The organism is Anoxybacillus sp. TBDG-1 (assembly GCF_054815885.1).
The window spans coordinates 44,069-64,788 of sequence record NZ_JBTZSY010000011.1 but is presented as its reverse complement, the minus strand read 5'-3'; the positions used below and the strand labels follow the sequence as shown (position 1 = coordinate 64,788).

20 protein-coding genes and 1 riboswitch are annotated in these 20,720 nt (G+C 44.1%); of the genes, 9 read left to right on the top strand and 11 right to left on the bottom strand.

Going from position 1 to position 20,720, the window contains the following annotated elements; translation table 11 throughout:
• Positions 1-161: 161 nt before the first annotated feature.
• Together argJ and argC are read right to left on the bottom strand one after the other, a co-directional pair.
• Complete coding sequence (gene argJ, locus ACYQY7_RS05245) at positions 162-1,388, bottom strand: bifunctional ornithine acetyltransferase/N-acetylglutamate synthase (protein ID WP_461201063.1); 1,227 nt, start codon at positions 1,386-1,388, stop codon at positions 162-164.
• Positions 1,389-1,402: 14 nt separating this feature from the next.
• A complete protein-coding gene (argC, locus tag ACYQY7_RS05240) occupies positions 1,403-2,428 on the bottom strand; it encodes an N-acetyl-gamma-glutamyl-phosphate reductase (RefSeq protein ID WP_461201062.1) in 1,026 nt (341 codons plus the stop codon).
• Positions 2,429-2,596: 168 nt separating this feature from the next.
• On the opposite strand from argC, the gene ACYQY7_RS05235 reads away from it, so the two are divergent.
• Positions 2,597-3,280 (top strand): Crp/Fnr family transcriptional regulator, encoded by a 684-nt coding sequence (locus tag ACYQY7_RS05235; RefSeq protein ID WP_461201061.1) that lies wholly within the window; start codon positions 2,597-2,599, stop codon positions 3,278-3,280.
• A gap of 46 nt (positions 3,281-3,326) precedes the next feature.
• Here the strand turns inward: ACYQY7_RS05235 and ACYQY7_RS05230 are convergent, their stop codons facing one another.
• Both ACYQY7_RS05230 and ACYQY7_RS05225 read right to left on the bottom strand, forming a co-directional pair.
• Entirely contained in the window at positions 3,327-4,034 is a 708-nt protein-coding gene (locus ACYQY7_RS05230; protein ID WP_461201060.1) for a YwiC-like family protein, read from the bottom strand.
• Positions 4,035-4,104: 70 nt separating this feature from the next.
• The gene (locus tag ACYQY7_RS05225) at positions 4,105-4,860 is read right to left on the bottom strand and encodes an alpha/beta fold hydrolase (RefSeq protein WP_461201059.1); all 756 of its coding nucleotides are present in this window, start codon (positions 4,858-4,860) and stop codon (positions 4,105-4,107) included.
• Positions 4,861-4,968: 108 nt separating this feature from the next.
• On the opposite strand from ACYQY7_RS05225, the gene ACYQY7_RS05220 reads away from it, so the two are divergent.
• From ACYQY7_RS05220 to ACYQY7_RS05210, 3 genes are all read left to right on the top strand, one after another.
• On the top strand, positions 4,969-5,775 hold the full coding sequence (locus ACYQY7_RS05220; RefSeq protein WP_461201058.1) for a Cof-type HAD-IIB family hydrolase: 807 nt from the start codon (positions 4,969-4,971) through the stop codon (positions 5,773-5,775).
• An 88-nt stretch (positions 5,776-5,863) separates the two neighbouring features.
• Positions 5,864-6,016: a hypothetical protein gene (locus tag ACYQY7_RS05215; RefSeq protein ID WP_461201057.1), complete on the top strand. Its 153-nt coding sequence runs from the start codon at positions 5,864-5,866 to the stop codon at positions 6,014-6,016.
• 1 nt (position 6,017) lies between these two features.
• Entirely contained in the window at positions 6,018-6,191 is a 174-nt protein-coding gene (locus ACYQY7_RS05210; protein ID WP_461201056.1) for a DUF3813 domain-containing protein, read from the top strand.
• Between the two features lie 25 nt (positions 6,192-6,216).
• On the opposite strand, the gene ACYQY7_RS05205 is transcribed toward ACYQY7_RS05210, so the two are convergent.
• A complete protein-coding gene (locus ACYQY7_RS05205) occupies positions 6,217-7,050 on the bottom strand; it encodes a YitT family protein (protein WP_461201055.1) in 834 nt (277 codons plus the stop codon).
• 87 nt (positions 7,051-7,137) lie between these two features.
• Between ACYQY7_RS05205 and ACYQY7_RS05200 the strand changes: the two genes are divergently transcribed.
• On the top strand, positions 7,138-8,001 hold the full coding sequence (locus ACYQY7_RS05200) for a DegV family protein (protein WP_461201054.1): 864 nt from the start codon (positions 7,138-7,140) through the stop codon (positions 7,999-8,001).
• 29 nt (positions 8,002-8,030) lie between these two features.
• The gene (locus ACYQY7_RS05195; protein ID WP_003395443.1) at positions 8,031-8,156 is read left to right on the top strand and encodes a DUF3941 domain-containing protein; all 126 of its coding nucleotides are present in this window, start codon (positions 8,031-8,033) and stop codon (positions 8,154-8,156) included.
• Between the two features lie 31 nt (positions 8,157-8,187).
• On the opposite strand, the gene ACYQY7_RS05190 is transcribed toward ACYQY7_RS05195, so the two are convergent.
• Together ACYQY7_RS05190 and ACYQY7_RS05185 are read right to left on the bottom strand one after the other, a co-directional pair.
• Positions 8,188-9,840, bottom strand: coding sequence for a methyl-accepting chemotaxis protein (locus ACYQY7_RS05190; RefSeq protein WP_461201053.1), 1,653 nt, complete (start codon positions 9,838-9,840; stop codon positions 8,188-8,190).
• Positions 9,841-9,852: 12 nt separating this feature from the next.
• Positions 9,853-10,818, bottom strand: a complete 966-nt coding sequence (locus ACYQY7_RS05185; RefSeq protein ID WP_461201052.1) for a BMP family lipoprotein — start codon at positions 10,816-10,818, stop codon at positions 9,853-9,855.
• 167 nt (positions 10,819-10,985) lie between these two features.
• Here ACYQY7_RS05185 and ACYQY7_RS05180 point away from each other — a divergent pair, with 167 nt between their 5' ends.
• The 3 genes from ACYQY7_RS05180 to metH all read left to right on the top strand — a co-directional run bounded on the left by ACYQY7_RS05180 (position 10,986) and on the right by metH (position 16,967).
• Positions 10,986-11,477: a YajQ family cyclic di-GMP-binding protein gene (locus ACYQY7_RS05180; protein ID WP_461201051.1), complete on the top strand. Its 492-nt coding sequence runs from the start codon at positions 10,986-10,988 to the stop codon at positions 11,475-11,477.
• A 90-nt stretch (positions 11,478-11,567) separates the two neighbouring features.
• A riboswitch (SAM riboswitch) is annotated at positions 11,568-11,670 on the top strand.
• 67 nt (positions 11,671-11,737) lie between these two features.
• Positions 11,738-13,585, top strand: coding sequence for a bifunctional homocysteine S-methyltransferase/methylenetetrahydrofolate reductase (locus ACYQY7_RS05175; protein WP_461201050.1), 1,848 nt, complete (start codon positions 11,738-11,740; stop codon positions 13,583-13,585).
• Positions 13,578-16,967, top strand: a complete 3,390-nt coding sequence (gene metH, locus ACYQY7_RS05170; RefSeq protein WP_461201049.1) for a methionine synthase — start codon at positions 13,578-13,580, stop codon at positions 16,965-16,967. Before ACYQY7_RS05175 ends, metH begins: the two co-directional genes overlap by 8 nt.
• Before the next feature lie 40 nt (positions 16,968-17,007).
• Here metH and cobO read toward each other — a convergent pair whose 3' ends face one another.
• The 4 genes from cobO to ACYQY7_RS05150 form a co-directional block, all read right to left on the bottom strand.
• Entirely contained in the window at positions 17,008-17,529 is a 522-nt protein-coding gene (cobO, locus tag ACYQY7_RS05165) for a cob(I)yrinic acid a,c-diamide adenosyltransferase (RefSeq protein WP_461201048.1), read from the bottom strand.
• A complete protein-coding gene (gene cobA / locus ACYQY7_RS05160) occupies positions 17,520-18,272 on the bottom strand; it encodes a uroporphyrinogen-III C-methyltransferase (protein WP_461201047.1) in 753 nt (250 codons plus the stop codon). Before cobA ends, cobO begins: the two co-directional genes overlap by 10 nt.
• A complete protein-coding gene (gene cobT, locus ACYQY7_RS05155) occupies positions 18,265-19,290 on the bottom strand; it encodes a nicotinate-nucleotide--dimethylbenzimidazole phosphoribosyltransferase (RefSeq protein ID WP_461201046.1) in 1,026 nt (341 codons plus the stop codon). The genes cobA and cobT overlap by 8 nt, the downstream gene beginning before the upstream one ends.
• Before the next feature lie 171 nt (positions 19,291-19,461).
• Positions 19,462-20,646: an RNA-guided endonuclease InsQ/TnpB family protein gene (locus tag ACYQY7_RS05150; protein WP_461201045.1), complete on the bottom strand. Its 1,185-nt coding sequence runs from the start codon at positions 20,644-20,646 to the stop codon at positions 19,462-19,464.
• Positions 20,647-20,720: the final 74 nt, after the last annotated feature.

The following is a 20,720-nucleotide window of genomic DNA, read 5'->3' as shown; positions in this document are numbered from 1 at the left end:
GTTATTCGGAAGTAGCATAACCTGATATGTTTTAATCATTTTCAGTTAGCTCCTTCATCATTTTCTTGACTTTATTTGCTCTTTTGCCTTGTAATTTCTTATAAATTGTATATAGATTTTTATGGATTTTTACAAAAATATTTTAACAGTTACTAACCTCCTTACGTGCGATAACTTGCATTAATTTTAATGTAGTCGTACGTTAAATCACAGCCCCACGCAATGCCTTCCCCGTTGCCGACATGTAAATCGACCGTAATAACGACAACATCCTCCATTAAAGCCGCTTTCGCTTCTTCTTCCGAAAACGGCACCGGTTGACTTTGTTTTAACATTTGAATCGAACCGATCCATACATCAACACAATCTGGATTGATCGTTGCGCCGCTATGACCAATCGCGCCGATAATGCGCCCCCAGTTTGCGTCCGCTCCGTACACTGCTGTTTTCACTAAGTTGGAACCGACAATATGTTTCGCTGCCCATTTCGCTTCTTCATCTGTTTTTGCACCTTTCACACGCGCTTCAATTAATTTCGTTGCCCCTTCACCGTCACGCGCAATTTGTTTCGCTAAATGTTCACACGTTTGGCGAAGCGCTTCATAAAAATTTTCCCAATCTGGATGTTGTGGGGAAAGCGGCTCATTGCCCGCTAATCCGCTCGCCATGACGATGACCATATCGTTCGTTGACGTTTCTCCATCGACCGTAATTTGGTTAAACGACACATTTGTAATCGAACGAAGGGCATCTTGTAACACGTCTGACGGAACGTTTGCATCCGTCGTAATAAAAGCAAGCATCGTCGCCATATTCGGATGAATCATCCCCGATCCTTTTGCCGCTCCTGCGACCGTCACGACTTGACCGTCTATAACCGTTTCATAACACGTCTTTTTCATAACGAGATCCGTCGTTAAAATCGCTGTTTGAAAATCAACCGCCCCAGCCAATTGGGCTGTCGGTTTCAATTTTGGGATGCTCGCGCGAATGTTTTCCATCGGCAAACATTCACCGATCACTCCTGTCGATGCAACAGCAACGAGATATTCTGGAAGCCCAAACGCCTCCGCGCACAACTTTCGCATTTCGTATGCGTCTTTTAATCCTTGTTCGCCTGTACATGCGTTGGCATACGCACTATTGACGATGACGGCTTGCAGCTTGTTTTCGACAGCGATGCTTTGTTTCGTCACTTGAAGTGGTGCTGCTTGAAACACGTTTTGCGTATAAACGGCCGCACACGCCGCTGGCACGTCGCAAACGATCACCCCTAAATCTTTTTTCGTATAACGTAAGCCTGCATGCACACCTGCTGCTTGAAATCCTTTTGGCGTGACAATCGTTCCATCGGCTATATATTTTACTTTTTTTTCTTTCACTTTCACTTTTCTCCCCCCATTTACGGATACATCGGCATCGCCGTTAGTCCCGTTTGTTCATCAAATCCAAACACCACATTTGCATTTTGAATAGCCTGCCCCGCTGCCCCTTTCACTAAATTGTCGATGACGCTCACAACGGTGATGCGGTTTGTTCGTTCATCGTAAGCGATCCCGATATCGCAATAGTTCGAGCCGTACACATCTTTCGTGCACGGAAAAGATCCCGCTTCCCGAATGCGCACGAACGGGCAATGTTTATACGCTTCTTTATATAACTCTATAATTCTTTCATGCGATAATGCGCATGCAGCTTCCGCATAAATCGTCGCCATAATGCCGCGCGTCATTGGAATTAAATGCGTGCTAAACGTCATTGGTGCCATTTGTTCGTTCCAATCACACAACATTTGTTCAATTTCTGGGATATGTTGATGTGTATTCACTTTGTATATTTTTACGTTTTCATTCGTCTCTGCAAAATGAACGCCAAGCGATACCCCACGCCCTGCACCAGATACACCTGATTTCGCATCAACGATGACGGAATGCGGCACAATCCATTTTTGAATAACGAGCGGTGCTAATCCGAGCAACGTTGCTGTCGGATAACAGCCAGGATTGGCGATTAAATTCGCCTTCGCAATGCGTTCACGATTCCATTCCGTTAAACCGTATACTGCCTGTTTAAGCATTTCTTCGCTCGGTGGCGTTTTTTTATACCACTTCGCATATACGTTCCCATCACGCAAACGAAAGTCTCCAGATAAATCGACGACTTTATATCCTGCCGCAAGCAATTTTGGCGTCCATTCGCTCGATACGCCCGGCGGCGTCGCTAAAAAAACGAGCTCTCCTTCCATTTCGTCGATTCGGATATCGCGCAATACAAAACGTTCTTTCATATGCGGATATACATCATGTAGCGAAACACCACTTTGTGAAGATGAATGGACGGAAGCGACGCGCATATACGGATGATGCTGTAATAAGCGAATGAGCTCAATCCCCCCATAGCCTGTCGCTCCGATAATGGAGACTTTCATCTCACCGTTCCCCACTTTCTGTATATAAATTTAGTTATCATTATAATACTGCATAAAAATAAAATCAAATGTATATTTAAATATTTTTTATTTTTCAGTCCTATGTGTTGACGCCATATTCGTTTTTCTTTTTAATGAAAGTAGATAACAATAAAAGGTGGTTAGCGTATGACAATTCAACCGATCTCCTTATCTGATCTTCTTTCCCTTCCTCACCATATGATCGATGTGCAAAAAGGAGAATATATTTTTCGTGAAGGAGAAACAACAAACGAGCTATATATTGTATGCAAAGGAAAAGTACAATTAAGCAAAACGACTGAGGAAGGGCGTGAACTATCGCTTCGCATTTGTGAACGAGGCGATATGTTTGGGGAGATCGTTCCGTTTCAATTGACGTGCACATGTACAGTAAGTGCAAAAATGATGGAAGCAGGAACGTTAGCTGTTATGAACAAACTGCAGCTAGAAGAAAAATTATTGGAAGATCACACGTTTGCATTGCAATTTATGCAATGGCTAAACGTGCAATTGCAGCGGATGCAAACGAAAATACGCGATTTAATTTTGCACGGAAAAAAAGGAGCGCTGTATTCGACGCTCATTCGGTTAGCAAATAGCTATGGGGTGGAAACAGGCGACGGCATTTTAATCGACTTCCCAATAACAAATCAAGAACTTGCCAACTTTTGCGGCAGCGCCCGCGAAGTCGTTAGCCGTTTATTAAAAGAATTAAAAGAGCTTGGGATCATTTCTGTCGATAAAGGGAAAATGACAATTCACGACTTGCAGTTTTTAAAAGATGAAATTCGCTGTGAAGGTTGTCCGATAGACATATGTAATATGAAATAAACGGGTGTCCGAAAAAATCAATACACCCGTTTAGCCCGATATGAAATTAATAAACGACCATAACAACAAGCGCAAAATAAACCGCATTGACAATTTCGTAAATCCCTACTTTTTTAATGGACATTGCTTTTCCATAAAAATAAATGGCGCGCACGACACTTGGCACATACGCAAGCGCGAGCCAGCCATGACCCGTCGCGCTGCATGCGACAATAAGCCCGACATGAAACAACCATGATGCCCATTTGTAACGCGGATTATTTTTTTCGCGAATCATCGTTTTCACGTAAAACGTACTTCCAATGAAAAATAAAACAGAAACAATAAATAAAAACCACGCTTGTTCATCAATATATCCCGTTCCGACATAGTAGCTTCCGAGCCCGCCAATTGAAAAGTTGACAATGGCTGCAACATCGTTTGTAAACGAGCGCTCTTTCTTCTTTTTCGCAAAATACATATTTACAAGAAAAAACGGAATCATAGCTAAACCGAAATAGATAAGCAATGGTTTGTAGGCAAGCGGAATCGCGACAAAGAAGAGCGCGATCAACATATATATTGCAAACCATTGTCTATGACGAGCGGACGCTTGTTTTTTCATGATTAACGTCCATATATATGTGGCTAAATAAAGGAAAAACCATGCGATAAATAGTGGAAGATGAAGCCATGTTGCTTGACCGATATCGATGCCGAATAAAAAAGGAATCATTAACATCGCCCAAGCGCCATGTTGTTTTGGAATAACCATTACATCCCCTCCTTCATCTTCAATTGTATCATCACCTTCCTTCTTTTTTTGTGACGCTCGTCACATGTTTTCACAAATGTGTGACAAACCATTGAACCGTTTGTAAAAATGCTTCGCGCGTCACTTTATGCCCTGCATGTTCATCAACTAACATTGTAAGCGGCTGATGAAACGGCTCGATTTGTTTATAAAAGGCGTATGTATAATCAAACGGAACGACGTCATCTTGTTTTCCGTGCCAAATGAAAAGTGGACGACCGTTTAATTTTTCTGGTTGTAGTGATAAATCGTATGCTGTTAATGTGTTGCGCAACGTGTCAAGTTGCTGTTTAGAAAGCGGCAATGTCATCCCTTTTCGCTCAGCAAATTGCAATTGCAAATCAAAAAACGTTTGATAGCACGGGCTACCCATAAGCGAACCTGCTACGCGAATCCAATCATATTGCGTCAAAGCGCCGAACGTCACAATGCCTCCCATTGATGTCCCAACGACGCCAATGCGCTTTGGATCAACGAGTTTCCGCTCAACAAGTTCGTTTTTTATGTCTTCTAATTCACGAATGGTCGTTAACACAATATCCCAAAACGATAAATGTAATTGATCGTCCGAAGGCGGATTTGGACGTTCTCCATGGTACAGCGCATCTGGCAGCACGACACGATATCCAGCTTCGGCGAGCAAATAGCCGAAATGAAGATTATGTTCTTTTGCGCTCGTAAATCCATGAATAAAAATAATGAGCGGTCGCATATGATGAATATCATCCTCTTTTACGACGTGCAAGCACGGAATGTTTGCGATCGACTCGCGAATAATTGACACCATGTTCTCATCTCCTATTTTATGTTTTAACATTATCTTACCATATAGACAAATATTTTGGAAAAACGATACACTAATGAAGAAACGATTTTAACGAAAAGGGGAGCGACAATGGAACAACATTTAATTGCCATTGATTTAGATGGCACGTTATTAAAAGAGAATAAAACGATTTCTGACCGTACATACGATGTCATTCAACAAGCAAAACAAGCAGGGCATATTGTCGTTATTGCGACAGGACGACCGTATCGTGCGAGCAAAATGTATTATGAACAACTCGACTTAACGACACCGATCGTCAATTTTAACGGCGCATTCGTTCATCATCCGAAAGACGACAGTTGGGGAATGTATCATACGCCATTGCAGTTAGAAACGGTAAGAGAAATTGTTGAAGTAAGTCGAAAGTACAACGTGCGCAACATTTTAGCAGAAGTGATGGACGACGTTTATTTTCATGAACATGACGAGCAGTTACTTGATTTATTTAATTTAGGGAACCCAAACGTATATATCGGAAACTTACATGACATTTTACGCAAAGAGCCGACAAGCATTTTAATTTTATCTGACGAACAAAACGTCGGGCGCATTCGCACATATTTATCAGAAGTGCATGCGAACGTCATCGACCATCGCAGTTGGACAGCCCCGTGGCACGTCATCGAAATCGTCCGTATCGGTATTCATAAAGCAGCTGGGCTTGAAAAAATCGCTTCGTACTACGGCATTCCGCGCGAGCGCGTCATCGCTTTTGGGGATGAAGATAACGATATCGAGATGTTAAAATGGGCAGGAGTAGGCGTGGCGATGGGCAATGCGATTGAACCGCTTAAAGCAATCGCAGACGATGTGACAAAAACAAATGAAGAAGATGGCATCGCTATTTATTTGCAATCATTATTAAAGTTATAAAAAATTCCCTCACGTATTGTAGCGTCATATGCGCAAACTATATGCGACGCTATATGCGTCACAGGCGACAAAAGAGGGGGAATGTCGTGTGGGTAAACGAAATAAATCAAAACGTTTCATTCAACAAAGCGCTGATGCGGTATATAAACATGATGAACGCATTCCGTATCATATGACGTATGAGGAAGCGGAACAACGCAAAACAGAAAAAGCGGATCATACAAACCTCGGGGGATTTTAATATGGGCAATCCGTTATTTCAACAAGCAAGAAAAGCGGTTGACAAAGCAAAAGAAGAGCGCACTAAACGTGCCATTTCTGTCGCGAAAAATACGCTCTCATCTGCTTTTGCGAACGCTAACGACGCCGAACGAAGACAACTACACGATTTACAAGATGAACTTGATACTTTGTAAAAAGCTGCGCACGTCGCGCAGCTTTTTACTCTTTTCGGAAAAACCCAACCACTTCTGTCGTTTGCATGATGTTCGTAAACGCTTTCGGATCGACTTCTTTAATAATGCGTTTTAAATCAAACAACTCATAACGTGTAATGACGATCATTAACATATCTTTATCTTCATTTAAAAATGCACCTTTTGCTGGAATGACAGTAATGCCACGAATCATTTTCGATTTGATCGCTTGTTTCATCTCTTCCCCTTTTGTCGTAATAATAAGCGCGGTTAATTTTTGATGGCGCGTATGAATCGCATCAATGACGCGCGTTGTCACATATAACGTCACGAGTGTATATAACGCCTTTTCCCAACCGTACATATATCCAGCAGTTAAAATAATGATGGAGTTGAGCGCAAAAATGTACGTCCCAACAGATCGATCGTTTACGCGCGACAATACGAGTGCAATAATATCTAATCCGCCTGTTGATGCCCCCCATTTTAACGTCCAACCCGTTCCAACTGCCGCAATGACTCCACCGAATACCGCGTTTAATAAAATATCCTCAGAAAGCGAACGAACGGGAATAAGTTCAAGAAATAGCGACATAAATACAACGCTTAAAAAGCTGTAAAACGTAAAAGACTTCCCTACTTTTTTCCATCCCAAAATCGCTACAGGGATGTTAAATAAAAAAAGCAACAAACCTGTCGAAATGGCATAAGGTGTGTAGTCGCCAACAACTTTAGAAATAAGCTGCGCCGCCCCAGCAAACCCGCTTGTATATACGTTCGCTGGAATTAAAAATAAATTCATGCCGATGGCGTTTAATAATCCACCGATGATAACGACAAATAGTTTTTTTACATCCACGACACATCCTCCTACAAAGCGATAAGATTGTTTTTTTTTATAAGAATCGCTACACTTAAAATAAGTACATACATAGGGGTGATTGAAATGAATATTAAAATTATAGCGGATAGCGGGTGCGATTTGCCACTTTCTTTTATACAAGAAAAACAAATTGCTTTTTTACCGTTAGCTGTACATATAAACGACCGCGACTACGACGACCAACTAACGATTCAACCAAAGCAAGTGTACGATGCGATGCGCAACGGGGATGTGCCGAAAACGTCGCAAGCAAAACCTTCACAAATGGAAGAGCTATTTACGACACTTGCACAAGAAAACATCCCTGCCATTTATGTTGCTTTTTCTTCTGCTTTGTCAGGTACATATCAAACAGCCGTCATGATAAAAAACGATGTGCTTGAACAATACCCTCATGCAAAATTGACAGTGATCGACTCCAAATGCGCCTCACTCGGTCTTGGACTTGTCGTGAAAAAAGCAGTCGAGCTGGCGGAAAGCGGCATGCCGTATGAACATGTCGTCATGACAATCGAAACGTATTGCCGTCATATGGAACATATTTTTACCGTCGATGATTTGCAATATTTAGCGCGTGGAGGGCGCGTCAGCAAAACGGCCGCGTTTGTCGGCGGAGTATTAAACATCAAACCGCTTCTTCACGTTGAGGACGGAAAATTAATCCCGATTGAAAAAGTACGCGGACGGAAAAAAGTACTGAAGCGCATGATCGAACTGATGCAAGAGCGCGGAGCAAACGTGCAAAACCAGCTCATCGGCATTAGCCACGGCGACGATGAACAAACGGCGCTCGAACTAAAAGCGATGATTGAAGAAGCGTTCGGTTGTCAACAATTTTTCATTTCTGAAATCGGCGGCGCCATCGGAGCGCACGCTGGTCCAGGCACGATCGCCCTCTTTTTCTTGAATAAACAGCTTGAGCAATGATTACACTACCTTTCAAAGGGGGTGAGATCATGACGAGCGATAACGACAAAAAAGCAAAAGACAATAACGCGAAACGACACGAAAAAAATATGGAGCGCGAAAAAAACCGTCAAGCCGGCAAACGCGCCTACTCCAAAGAAACGAATCATTTGTAAAGAAAAAGATGCTCGCGCGGAGCATCTTTTTCTATTTCATTTGAAACTTTGCCATCGTTTGTTGTAAATCATCTGTAAGTTGACGCAACGTCGTTACTTTTTCGCTCATTTTTTTGAACGCTTCTAACTGCTCCACCATCGACGCAGCAATTTCTTCGCTGCCTGCTGCCGATTGTTCGACGACTGCACTAATGCTTTCAACGTTTTGCAAGACGTTTTTGCCAAGCTCTTTCGATTCATCCATGCCGATGACAAGCGCTTGAATATCTGTCGTAATATGGTGTACTTTTTTCTCAATGGCACTAAACGCCTCTGTCGTCGTTTGAATTGCTTTCGTTTGCGCTTCAGCAATATCTACCCCACGGCGAACGGCTTCGGTGACGTTCGTTAATCCCGATTGAATGAGATGAACCATCTCAAAAATTTGGCTTGTCGCTTTCGATGATTCTTCCGCAAGTTTGCGCACTTCTTCGGCGACGACTGCAAACCCTTTTCCTGCTTCTCCTGCCCGCGCCGCTTCGATCGCCGCATTTAACGCCAGTAAGTTCGTTTGCGTCGCAATGTCGGATACTGCTTTTGCCATATCTTCAATTTTTCTTGCGTACGCCGCAAATTGTTCCGTCGATTGTTCAATTGAGGCAGTCGCTTGTACATTTTCGTTAATAAACGCTTTTTGTTCTGCTAGCGCCGCTTGACCGTGCACAATTGCTTCAACCGCTTCATCGCTATAACGAGCCGTTTGTTCGGTGCGCCCAACGTTTTGTTGTACAGTATGTTCCATTCGTTCAATAAGCTGTACCGCATGTTGTAAGTCTTCGGAAATGCTTTGCGCTCCGGCTGACAATTCGTTTGTTGATACAGCCACTTGATTATTAATTTCTGTTAACGTTTTTGTTTCCTCATCAATTTCTTTTGCAAACGACTCAACTTGCTTACTTACCGTATCAACAGATTGCAGCAAGCTATTGAGCTGATCAGCCATCGTTGCAAATGCCTCATTTAAATCAGCGAGCTCGTCTCTCCCGTTATACTTCACAGGCTCAATACGCAAATCGCCGCTCGCGATTTGTTTTGCATTTTTTGCAATATGACGAAGAGGAGTTGTAATTTTTTGTGTTAGTCGGAATCCGCTAAATCCTGCAAACAATAGCACAACCGCAATCGCAACGAGCGAAATGGTAATAACGCTTGAAATTTGTTTTTGTAACGTTTGTTGCATATGCCCATAATATTCAGCGACATATGTGTTGACGACGTATATATCGTTTAGTACTCCTTCCGCGCGCATCGACTGGCGGCGCACTTCCGCTACATCGTTTGCATCAAGCGCATCATTCGATTGTTTCGCAAGATCCGCGAATTTTTTATTAGCTTGCTCAAGCACAGAACGAAAATACGGCTCAGTTAATCCTTTATTTAATGCTTGAAGTAACTTTTCCGATTCCGCTAAATGAACGATCACTTCTTGTTTATTTCCTTCTGTTGGGCTATACGCATAGTTGCTTAAACTTTGCTTCGTTGCTTTTAGCTCTGCTTGCAAATGTTGCGCTTTCATCATAAGCGGTACGAAATCTTGATTGGACGATTGAATCGAAAGCATGTTCATAATAATAAAGACGATAATAGCGCCGGCAATGACTGGCGTTGCTAATGAATGAAATAATAATCGTTGTTTAATCGACATCGTATCCCTCCTTTATTGCGCGATGCCGTTTGTCGCTTTTTCTTTCCATTTTTCCAGCGTCGCTTGTTGCTCTGGACTGAGCGTCACGACACGAATCGGCGCTAAATCAACGCCGTTTTCTTTTAACCCAAGTTCGACCGTTCCTTTTGGCACTTCTTTCTTTTCAACATACTGTTTAATGGCTGTATATAACGCCACATTAACATTTTTTAACATCGATGTAACAACCGCTTTTTCCGCATAAAAATATTGATCGCTATCGACGCCGATCGCATACTTTCCGTTCATCTCCGCCTCGCGTAGCACCCCGACGCCTGTAAACCCAGCCGCCGCATACAACACATCCGCACCAGTAGCAATCATTTGTTTTGCGATTTGTGCCCCAAGCTTGTCATCGCCGAAATTTCCTGCGTACACTTCTTGCACGTTTGCTTCTGGCTTCACCGCTTTTACCCCTTGAATAAAGCCGTTCGCAAACTTACGGATTAATGGCACATCCGCTCCTCCAACGAAGCCGACGTTGTTCGTTTTCGTCAACATTCCTGCAACAACGCCAGCTAAAAAGCTTCCTTCATCTTCTTTAAACGTAATGGACGTAATGTTTGGAAGGTCAGATACCGCATCAATTAATATAAATTGCTGTTTCGGATATTTTTTTGCGACTTTTTCTAAATCTTGTTGCACCATAAAACCGAGTCCGATGACGAGATCGTTCCCTGCTTCAACGAGCTCCGTTAGCCCTTTCTCATACGTCCCTGTTTCTTTTAACTCGCGATATTCAAAAAAGATGCCGAGCTCATCTCTCGCTTTCATTAATCCTTGGAACGCTGAATCGCTAAACGACTGATCACCAAGTCCGACGTCCGACAACATAATACCAATTTTGACACGCTCTTTCGGCTGAAAGGAGCTCGTTTGTGAACACCCCGCGGCAATCAACAAAACAACTGCCATCATGAGTGAAATTATTTTTTTCATAAAATTCCCTCATCTCCTTATCTTTCGATCAAATCCTACTTCGTTTATTATATCGACATGATTCGACGATTTGTTTACTTTTTATATATAAAGATTTTGTAAAGTTGTTCATATGCCAACAATCGACTATAATGGAAGCACAACGAATTCATATTGAGGTGATCATTATGTCAAAAGAAAGTTCATTTGATATTGTGTCAAAAGTCGATTTGTCGGAAGTAACAAACGCCGTCAACATCGCGTTAAAAGAAATTCAAAACCGCTATGATTTTAAAGGAAGCAAAAGCGACATTTCACTTGAAAAAGATGAGCTCGTTTTAATTTCTGACGATGAATTTAAACTTGAACAACTCAAAGATGTGCTCATCGGCAAGCTCATTAAGCGCGGTGTGCCGACGAAAAACATTCAATACGGAAAAGTTGAACCTGCTTCTGGCGGAACGGTGCGCCAACGTGCCAAACTCGTCCAAGGCATCGACAAAGACAACGCGAAAAAAATTAACACGATCATTAAAAATACAGGCTTAAAAGTAAAAAGTCAAATTCAAGAAGATCAAATTCGCGTCAGCGGCAAAAGTAAAGATGATTTGCAAAAAGTGATCGCCGCCATTCGCGAAGCAGACTTGCCAATCGACGTCCAATTCGTCAACTATCGTTAAGAAGGCGCTTTGCCTTCTTTTTCTTTTCCGATTAAAAATAGTTGAATATTTCTAAAAAATCAGTTACATTTATGAGTAACTTCATACAACATCTTATCGAGAGAAGGGGAGGGACTGGCCCGATGAACCTTCAGCAACCTGACGATCGTCAAGGTGCTAAGTCCAGACAAGCGATTCGCTTGGAAGATAAGAAGAAGCGCCCAACGTCTTCTTCTTATGAAGAAGACGTTTTAGTTTGAAAAGGAAACGGAGGAATGGATGTGGGATTGTTAGATGATTTAAAAGAACGCATCGTCATCGCAGATGGAGCGATGGGAACGTTATTATATGCGCACGGCATTGATCGTTGCTTTGAAGAATTAAACGTCACAAAACCTAAAGAAATTATCCATATTCACGAAGCGTATATTGATGCAGGAGCTGAAGTGATCCAAACAAACACATATGGTGCTAACTATGTGAAACTCGCCCGCTACGGCTTGCAAGATGATGTAAAAGAAATCAATAAAGCGGCTGTCCAACTTGCCAAAAAAGCGGCAAAAGGACGCGCCTACGTGCTCGGTACGATCGGAGGATTGCGCAGCACAAACAAAAGCACGATTTCACTTGAAGAAGTGAAACGGACGTTTCGTGAACAGCTGTATGTTTTGTTAAACGAAGAAGTTGACGGACTTTTACTTGAAACGTATTACGATTTCGAAGAATTACAAACCGTTCTTTCCATCGCTCGTAAAGAAACGACGTTGCCGATCATCGCCCACGTCACGCTTCATGACATTGGCGTCTTGCAACAAGGTATGCCGCTTGCTGAAGCGCTTTATCAATTAGAACAACTTGGCGCCGATGTCGTCGGCTTAAACTGCCATCTCGGTCCATATCATATGTTGCGCTCGCTCGAAGAAGTGCCGATTCCAACGCGCGCCTTTTTATCGGTGTACCCGAACGCGAGCTTGCCGCAATATCGCGACGGACGATTCATTTACGAAACGAGCGAACAATATTTTGAAGAAACGGCTCGTGCGTTTCGTGATCAAGGGGTACGGCTCATCGGCGGCTGTTGCGGCACAACGCCAAAACATATTGCCGCGATTGCTCGCGCCCTTCCCGACCGCACACCTGTATATAAAAAAGAAGTGAAACAACGGCATACAATTGTCGTTCAAGAAGCAGAACAAACGAAACAACCTTCCCTTGCCGACATTGCACGCACGCGACGTTCAATTATCGTCGAGCTCGATCCGCCAAAAAAACTCGGCTTAACGAAATTTTTAGAAGGCGCAAAAGCATTAAAAGAAGCACGTATTGACGCGCTAACGCTTGCCGACAACTCGCTTGCGACGCCTCGCATTAGCAACGTCGCTGTCGGAACGATCGTCAAACAACAACTAAATATACGCCCGCTCATTCATATTACGTGCCGTGACCGCAACTTAATCGGCTTGCAGTCGCATTTAATGGGGCTTCATACGCTCGGCATAACCGATGTACTCGCTTTAACAGGCGACCCGTCCAAAGTCGGCGATTTTCCAGGCGCGACGTCCGTATACGATTTATCATCGTTTGACCTCATTTCGTTAATTCGGCAATTTAACGAAGGGCTTTCGTATTCAGGCAAACCGCTCGGACAAAAAACGAATTTTTCCATCGCTGCAGCCTTTAACCCGAACGTGCGCCACTTAGATAAAGCGGTCAAGCGGCTAGAGAAAAAAATTGAATGCGGGGCGCACTACTTTTTAACACAGCCGCTGTATAGCGAAAAACAAATCGAAGACGTATATGAAGCGACAAAACATGTACCAACGCCGATTTACATTGGCATTATGCCGATTACAAGCGCGCGAAACGCTGACTTTTTACATCATGAAGTGCCAGGCATTACGCTGTCAGACGACATTCGTGCCCGCATGGCTGCGTGCGCCAACGATCCTGTTCAATCAACAAAAGAAGGCTTGGCAATCGCCAAATCACTCATCGATGCAGCATTCGATTTATTCCAAGGCATTTATTTAATTACACCATTTTTACGTTACGACATGACAGTCGAACTCGTTCGCTACATCCATGAAAAAGAGCGGCTCACAAAAGAAAGGACGGTTTATCATGGCTAGTTTATTTGAACAGCTTGAGAAAAAAATTTTAATTATTGACGGTGCGATGGGAACGATGATTCAAGCAGCAAACTTGACAGCGGAAGATTTTGGCGGTGAAGCGTACGAAGGATGTAACGAATATTTAACGCTCACTGCTCCACACGTCATTTCTCACATTCATGAAGCGTATTTTGCCGCAGGAGCAGACATCGTTGAAACGAATACGTTCGGAGCGACACGCATCGTCTTAGACGAATACAACCTCGGCCATTTGGCGCTTGAATTAAATATCGAAGCCGCTAAACTCGCGAAACTCGCGGCAGAAAAATATGCGACGACTGCACACCCGCGCTTTGTCGCTGGATCGATGGGTCCGACGACAAAAACGCTGTCCGTTACAGGCGGAGCAACGTTTGCTGAACTTGTTTCTTCCTACGAAGAACAAGCGCGTGGCTTACTGCTTGGCGGTGTCGATTTGTTGTTATTAGAAACGTGCCAAGATACGTTAAACGTGAAAGCAGCTTTTCTCGGCATAACCGAAGCGTTCAAAACGGTCGGAAAGCAAGTGCCGCTTATGATTTCCGGAACAATTGAACCGATGGGAACGACGCTTGCGGGGCAAACGATCGAATCGTTTTTTATTTCGATCCAACATATGAAACCATTTGCGGTCGGTTTAAACTGCGCAACGGGTCCTGAATTTATGACCGATCATTTGCGCTCGCTCGCTTCATTAGCAAACACCGCCGTCAGCTGTTATCCAAACGCTGGGCTTCCTGACGAAGAAGGACATTATCACGAAACGCCGGACATGCTCGCGAAAAAAATTCGCCAATTTGCCGAAAAAGGATGGTTAAATATCGTCGGCGGCTGTTGCGGCACGACGCCGGAACATATTCGCGCCATTGCCGAAGCCGTTCGCGACATCCCACCGCGCACGATTCCGAAGCAGTTTGCGATGCACGCCGTCTCTGGCATCGATGCGCTCATTTACGACGAAACGATGCGCCCGCTTTTTGTCGGAGAACGGACGAACGTCATCGGTTCGCGCAAATTTAAGCGACTCATTGCGGAAGGAAAATATGAAGAAGCGGCAGAAATTGCCCGTGCCCAAGTAAAAAACGGGGCGCACGTCATCGACATTTGTTTAGCTGACCCTGACCGCGATGAAAAAGAAGATATGGAGCGATTTATTCAACAAGTCGTGAAAAAAGTGAAAGTGCCGCTCGTTATCGACTCGACAGATGAAAACGTCATCGCCTGTGCATTATCGTACTCGCAAGGAAAAGCGATCATTAACTCCATTAATTTAGAAGACGGAGAAGAGCGGTTTGAAAAAATTGTTCCACTTCTTCATCAATACGGGGCTGCGGTCGTCGTCGGCACGATTGACGAACAAGGGATGGCGATTGACGCGAAACGAAAGCTGGACATCGCCCTTCGTTCATACGATTTGCTTGTCAACAAATACGGTATTTCACCGCACGACATTATTTTCGATCCGCTCGTTTTTCCGATCGGTACAGGAGACGAACAATATATTGGCGCAGCAAAAGAGACGATCGAAGGCATTCGTCTCATTAAACAACATTTGCCAAACTGTTTAACGATACTTGGCATTAGTAACGTGTCCTTCGGTTTGCCACCTGTCGGACGTGAAGTGTTAAACTCCGTCTTTTTATACTACTGCACACAAGCCGGGCTCGATTATGCAATCGTCAATACGGAAAAATTAGAGCGGTTCGCTTCCATTCCAGAAGAAGAAGTACGTTTAGCCGAGGCATTGTTATTCGACACAACCGATGAGACGTTAAACGCGTTTATTCAATTTTATCGCGATAAAACGAAACAGCCGAAACAAGCAAACGTCCATATGACGTTAGAAGAACGGCTCGCCACATATATCATTGAAGGAACGAAAGACGGACTGATCGAAGATTTGACGCTCGCTTTACAAACGTACAGTCCGCTTGACATTATTAACGGCCCGCTCATGAGCGGAATGGATGAAGTCGGTCGCTTGTTTAATGATAACCAACTCATCGTTGCCGAAGTGCTGCAAAGCGCAGAGGTGATGAAAGCCGCTGTCGCCTTTTTAGAGCCGTATATGGAGAAAAATGAAACGAGCGTGAAAGGAACGGTGCTGCTTGCGACCGTCAAAGGCGATGTGCACGACATCGGCAAAAACTTAGTCGACATCATTTTAAGTAACAACGGGTTTCGCGTCGTTGACTTAGGCATTAAAGTCACGCCACAACAGCTCATCGAAGCGGTACGTCACGAACAACCCGATATGATCGGCTTATCTGGGCTGCTTGTCAAATCGGCCCAACAAATGGTGCTAACGGCGCAAGACTTAAAACAAGCAGGCATTTCCCTACCGATTTTAGTTGGTGGCGCAGCTTTATCGCGCAAGTTTACGGATACGAAAATCGCCCCGGAATATGACGGCATCGTTTTATACGCGAAAGACGCGATGGAAGGGTTGACGCTTGCTAATCGCATCGTCCAACAAGACATCGCCTATGAAAAAAAAGAAAAAATCGAACGTGTAACAAAACGACAAAGCGCTGTTGCCGTCATGACAAAATCGAACGTGAAACCGGCGCTCGTTTATGTTCCGACCGATACAGAGCGACACATATTGCAACACATTCCGCTTTCCCATATTGAACCGTACGTCAATTGGCAAATGCTTCTCGGTCACCATCTCGGTTTAAAAGGAAACGTAAAAAAGCTGCTGGCGGAAGGAAATGAAAAAGCGACGATGTTAAAAGAGCTGATCGACGAACTGCTCGCCGAAGCAAAACAAACAACGTCACTTGCACTAAAAGCGGTATATCAATTTTTCCCAGCAAAAAGCGACGGCAATACGGTCATCATTTACGACCCACGCGATCAACAAACAGTCATCGAGACATTTACGTTTCCAAGACAAACGAAAGCACCGTATTTATGTTTAGCCGACTATCTTTCTAGTGAACAAATGGACTACGTCGGACTATTTGCCGTCACCGCTGGCCGAGGCGTGCGCGATTTGGCACAACGTTTCAAAGAAGAAGGGCAGTTTTTAAAAAGCCATGCGATTCAAGCGTTAGCGCTTGAATTAGCGGAAGGATTAGCAGAGCGCGTTCATCAAATTATGCGCGACCGTTGGGGCTTTCCTGATTCGCCTGATTTTACAATGGAAGAACGGTTTGCTGCCAAATACCAAGGACAACGTTTTTCTTTCGGCTACCCAGCTTGTCCAAATCTCGAAGACCAAGAAAAGCTGTTCCGCCTTTTACGTCCAGAAGAAATTGGCATTCATTTAACCGAAGGCTATATGATGGAACCAGAAGCATCCGTTTCAGCAATCGTCTTCGCCCACCCCGAAGCAAAATACTTCAATGTGTTGTGAAAAAGCTGATCGCAATCAGCTTTTTCACAACATCCATTCTTTATAAATCAATCCCTTTCATCGCATGAACTCCTTCACGGTAATAATGTTTCACCTCTTTCATTTCCGTCACTAAATCGGCCATTTGAATGATTTCCTCTTTTGCGCCTCTTCCTGTTACGACAACGTGCGTATGGTTAGGCTTGTTCGTTAACGTATGGACAACGTCTTGAAGCGGGAGAACATCATCGATCGGAAACGACGTAATGGCTAACGCGACGTTTAATTCATCTAAAATGACGATGTCGTACTCACCTGACAGCACACGTTCTTTCGCCAGCGCCCACCCTTTTTTTAACGCTTCGCGATGCTCGGTCGGTGTTTTCGTCCATGTAAATCCTACACCTGTTTGATGCACATCAATGCCGAGCTGCTGTAACATCTTCGCCTCACCATATGGACGGTGGGGCGACTTAATGAATTGAATGACGACCACTTTTTTTCCATGTCCTGCCGCGCGGACGGCAAGCCCGACAGCGGCAGTCGTTTTTCCTTTTCCATCTCCTGTATAAACTATGACCACGTTTCTTCCACCCACTTTAATTGATCATGCAGCTTCACAACATCCCCGACGACAATAATGGCAGGAGAAGAAAGTTTTTTCTCTTGTACGATGTCAACAATCGTTTGTAACGTGCCAACGGCCGTCCGCTGCTTATTTGTCGTTGCCCATTCAATCACTGCGACAGATGTATGTCCATCTTTGCCATGACGTTGCAGCTGTTCACAAATGTAAACGATATTTCCCATCCCCATATAAAATACGATTGTATCCGTCGCACGGCTGAGCGCATCCCAGCGAATACGATCGCGTTCCCCGCTTTGATGTCCCGCAATAAACGTCACTCCGCCCGCATAGTTGCGATGCGTCACCGGAATGCCCGCATATGCTGGCGCTGCCACGCCAGCTGTCACGCCAGGGACGATTTCATACGGAATGCTGTGCGCGCGCAAATGTTCCGCTTCTTCGCCGCCGCGACCGAACATAAACGGATCGCCGCCTTTTAACCGCACGACCGTTTTTCCTTTCGTCGCATATTCCACAAGCCACTCGTGAATTTGTTGTTGAATGTTTCCGTGCTTTTTCGGCTCTTTGCCGCAATACAAAAACTCTGTTCCTTCTTTCGCATAAGTTAACAACTGCGTACTGACGAGCCGATCGTAAATAATAACGTCCGCCTTTTCGATACACTCTCGTCCATATACAGTAATAAGCTTCGGATCACCAGGACCTGCGCCGACAATATATACTTTTCCTTTATTCATGATGATCGCCCCCAGTTGATACGTTCGCAGATGAAAATGTCGCCATATGAAGCATTGCCATCGCCATATTGACAATCGGAAATGCGACCGCTGCTCCGCTTCCTTCGCCAAGGCGCATATGTAAACGAACGAGCGGCTCTTTGTTTAACAACTGAAGGGCGATGCGATGCCCTGGCTCCATAGACTCATGACCAGCAATCATATAATGAACGACGCGTTCATCAAACCGTGTCGCAACAAGTGCGGCAACGGTACAAATAAAACCGTCAAGCAAAATCGGAATGCGCCGCTCTGCCGCCGCAAGCATCGCCCCTGCCATCGCCGCGATTTCAAGTCCGCCGATTTTTATCAATAAATCGATCGGGTCTGATGCGTTCGGCTGATGAAGCATAAGTGCTCGTTCAATGACTGCCCGTTTATGTTTCACCGCCTCATTATGAATGCCTGTTCCTTTCCCGACAAGCTCTGCAACGCTACGACCGCTCATTGCCGCTAACAACGCACTTGCAGTTGTCGTATTTCCGATCCCCATTTCCCCAACGATTAAACAACGAATACCGCTGTCAATTATTCGGTTTGCTTGCCGATATCCGACTTGCACTGCTCGCTCTGCATCTTCTTTCGTCATCGCTCGTTCGTGCGCAAAATTGTTCGTTCCGTACGCCACTTTTTCGTTGATGACGTTTTCTTCATGCATATCAACCGCCACGCCAACATCAACAACCGCAAACGTGGCGCCAATTTGTTGGCTAAATACGTTAATCGCTGCGCCACCACGTGCAAAATTTAGCACCATTTGCGCCGTTACTTCTTGCGGATACGCGGACACCCCTTCTTTCGCGATGCCGTGATCGGCCGCAAATACGAGCACGCCCGGCGGTGTCACGCGCGGAAAGCGTTCCCCTGTCATTTTCGCAACCTCGATCGCTAGCTCCTCAAGCCGTCCAAGACTGCCGCGCGGTTTTGTCAATTGATTAATATAGTCGCGTACTTCTTTCCCAATTTGTTCATAAAGCATGATCATCTCCGTTACAGAAAACTTACAAAACTTTATAAAGCATCTACAATTCTTTACAAAGTTTTTGTTTCCTTCCTTGTTCATCGCGCCCGATTTCGCAAAAAGCTACTCTCGTTTTCCTGGCGCTCCGAAGGCTTTACTTCCCCACTAACGTATGGGTACATGGTCATGTCACATCATGGATTCGGCATATTGTTTCAAGTTGATGCTTGCATTCAAATCGCGATCGATTTCTATCCCGCACGCTTCGCAACGGTACGTCCGTTCCGATAAAGAAAGGTGGTCTTTCACATGACCGCAACGGCTACACTTTTTGCTTGACGGATAAAACCGATCTACGACGATCAACTCGATACCGTGCCATGCACATTTATACGTCATTTGCCGCTTGAACGCGTGGAATGTTTGTTGTTGAATCGCTTTCGATAGCTTCCGATTTTTTAACATGCCACTTGTGTTCAAGTCTTCCATCACGACATACGCTGGCTTGGCTTTCACCAACGTCGCTGTGATGTGGTGAGTATGGTTAAGCTGCATATTTTTCAGCCTTCGGCGTTTTTTCAAAACAAGGAATTCAATTTTCTTGATGTTTTCCGTTTTTCTGTAACGGAATTCACCTCCTTCCGTTTTCGTTTTATTCATTTCGTACTTTCGTGATATTCGTCTTTGCATGCGCTTCATTGACTTTTCCAGCTTTTTTACTTTCGGTGTTTGATTGATGTTTGGAAACGTCATGCCATTGCTGACGGTAGCGAACGACTTTACCCCTAAATCAATGCCGATGCCTTCGCTGTACGTGTCGTGTTTTACTTCCGCTTCCTCTACACCGACCGTTAAAAACCAATGTAGTCCGTCAAACACGATTCGTGGATTGACGTATGTTACATGTTTTCCGTGCGGAATACGTCCTCGCTCCACCAAACGAATCCAATTGAGCTTCTGTCTATTTTTCTTTTTGGAAGGCGTCAGTTTTTCTAGTTTCACATGCGTGTCGGTGATTTTGATTTTGGATGTATCTTGATAAAAACTTGGGCGAGTTCGCTTTTTTGTTTTAAATTTTGGACACTTCGCCCGTCCTTCAAAAAAGTTTTTGTACGCTTGACACGCATCTTTGATCGCTTGTTTTGTAATGTTGTTGGAATATTGATTGAGCCAACTGTACTCTTTCGTTTGTTTGAGCTGCGTTAATCTTTTTCTTAATTCACCATCATTTAAAAATTTACCGCCTTGTTTATGATTTTCTTGTTGTTGTGCCAATGCAAAATTGTACGCCCATCTGGCAACACCCGCACACTCAAATAATTTTGTTTTTTGTTTGTTATTCGGAAGTAGCATAACCTTATATGTTTTAATCACTTCCGGTCAGCTCCTTCATCATTTTCTTGGCTTTATTGGCTCTTTTGTCTTGTAATTTTTTATAAATTTTATAT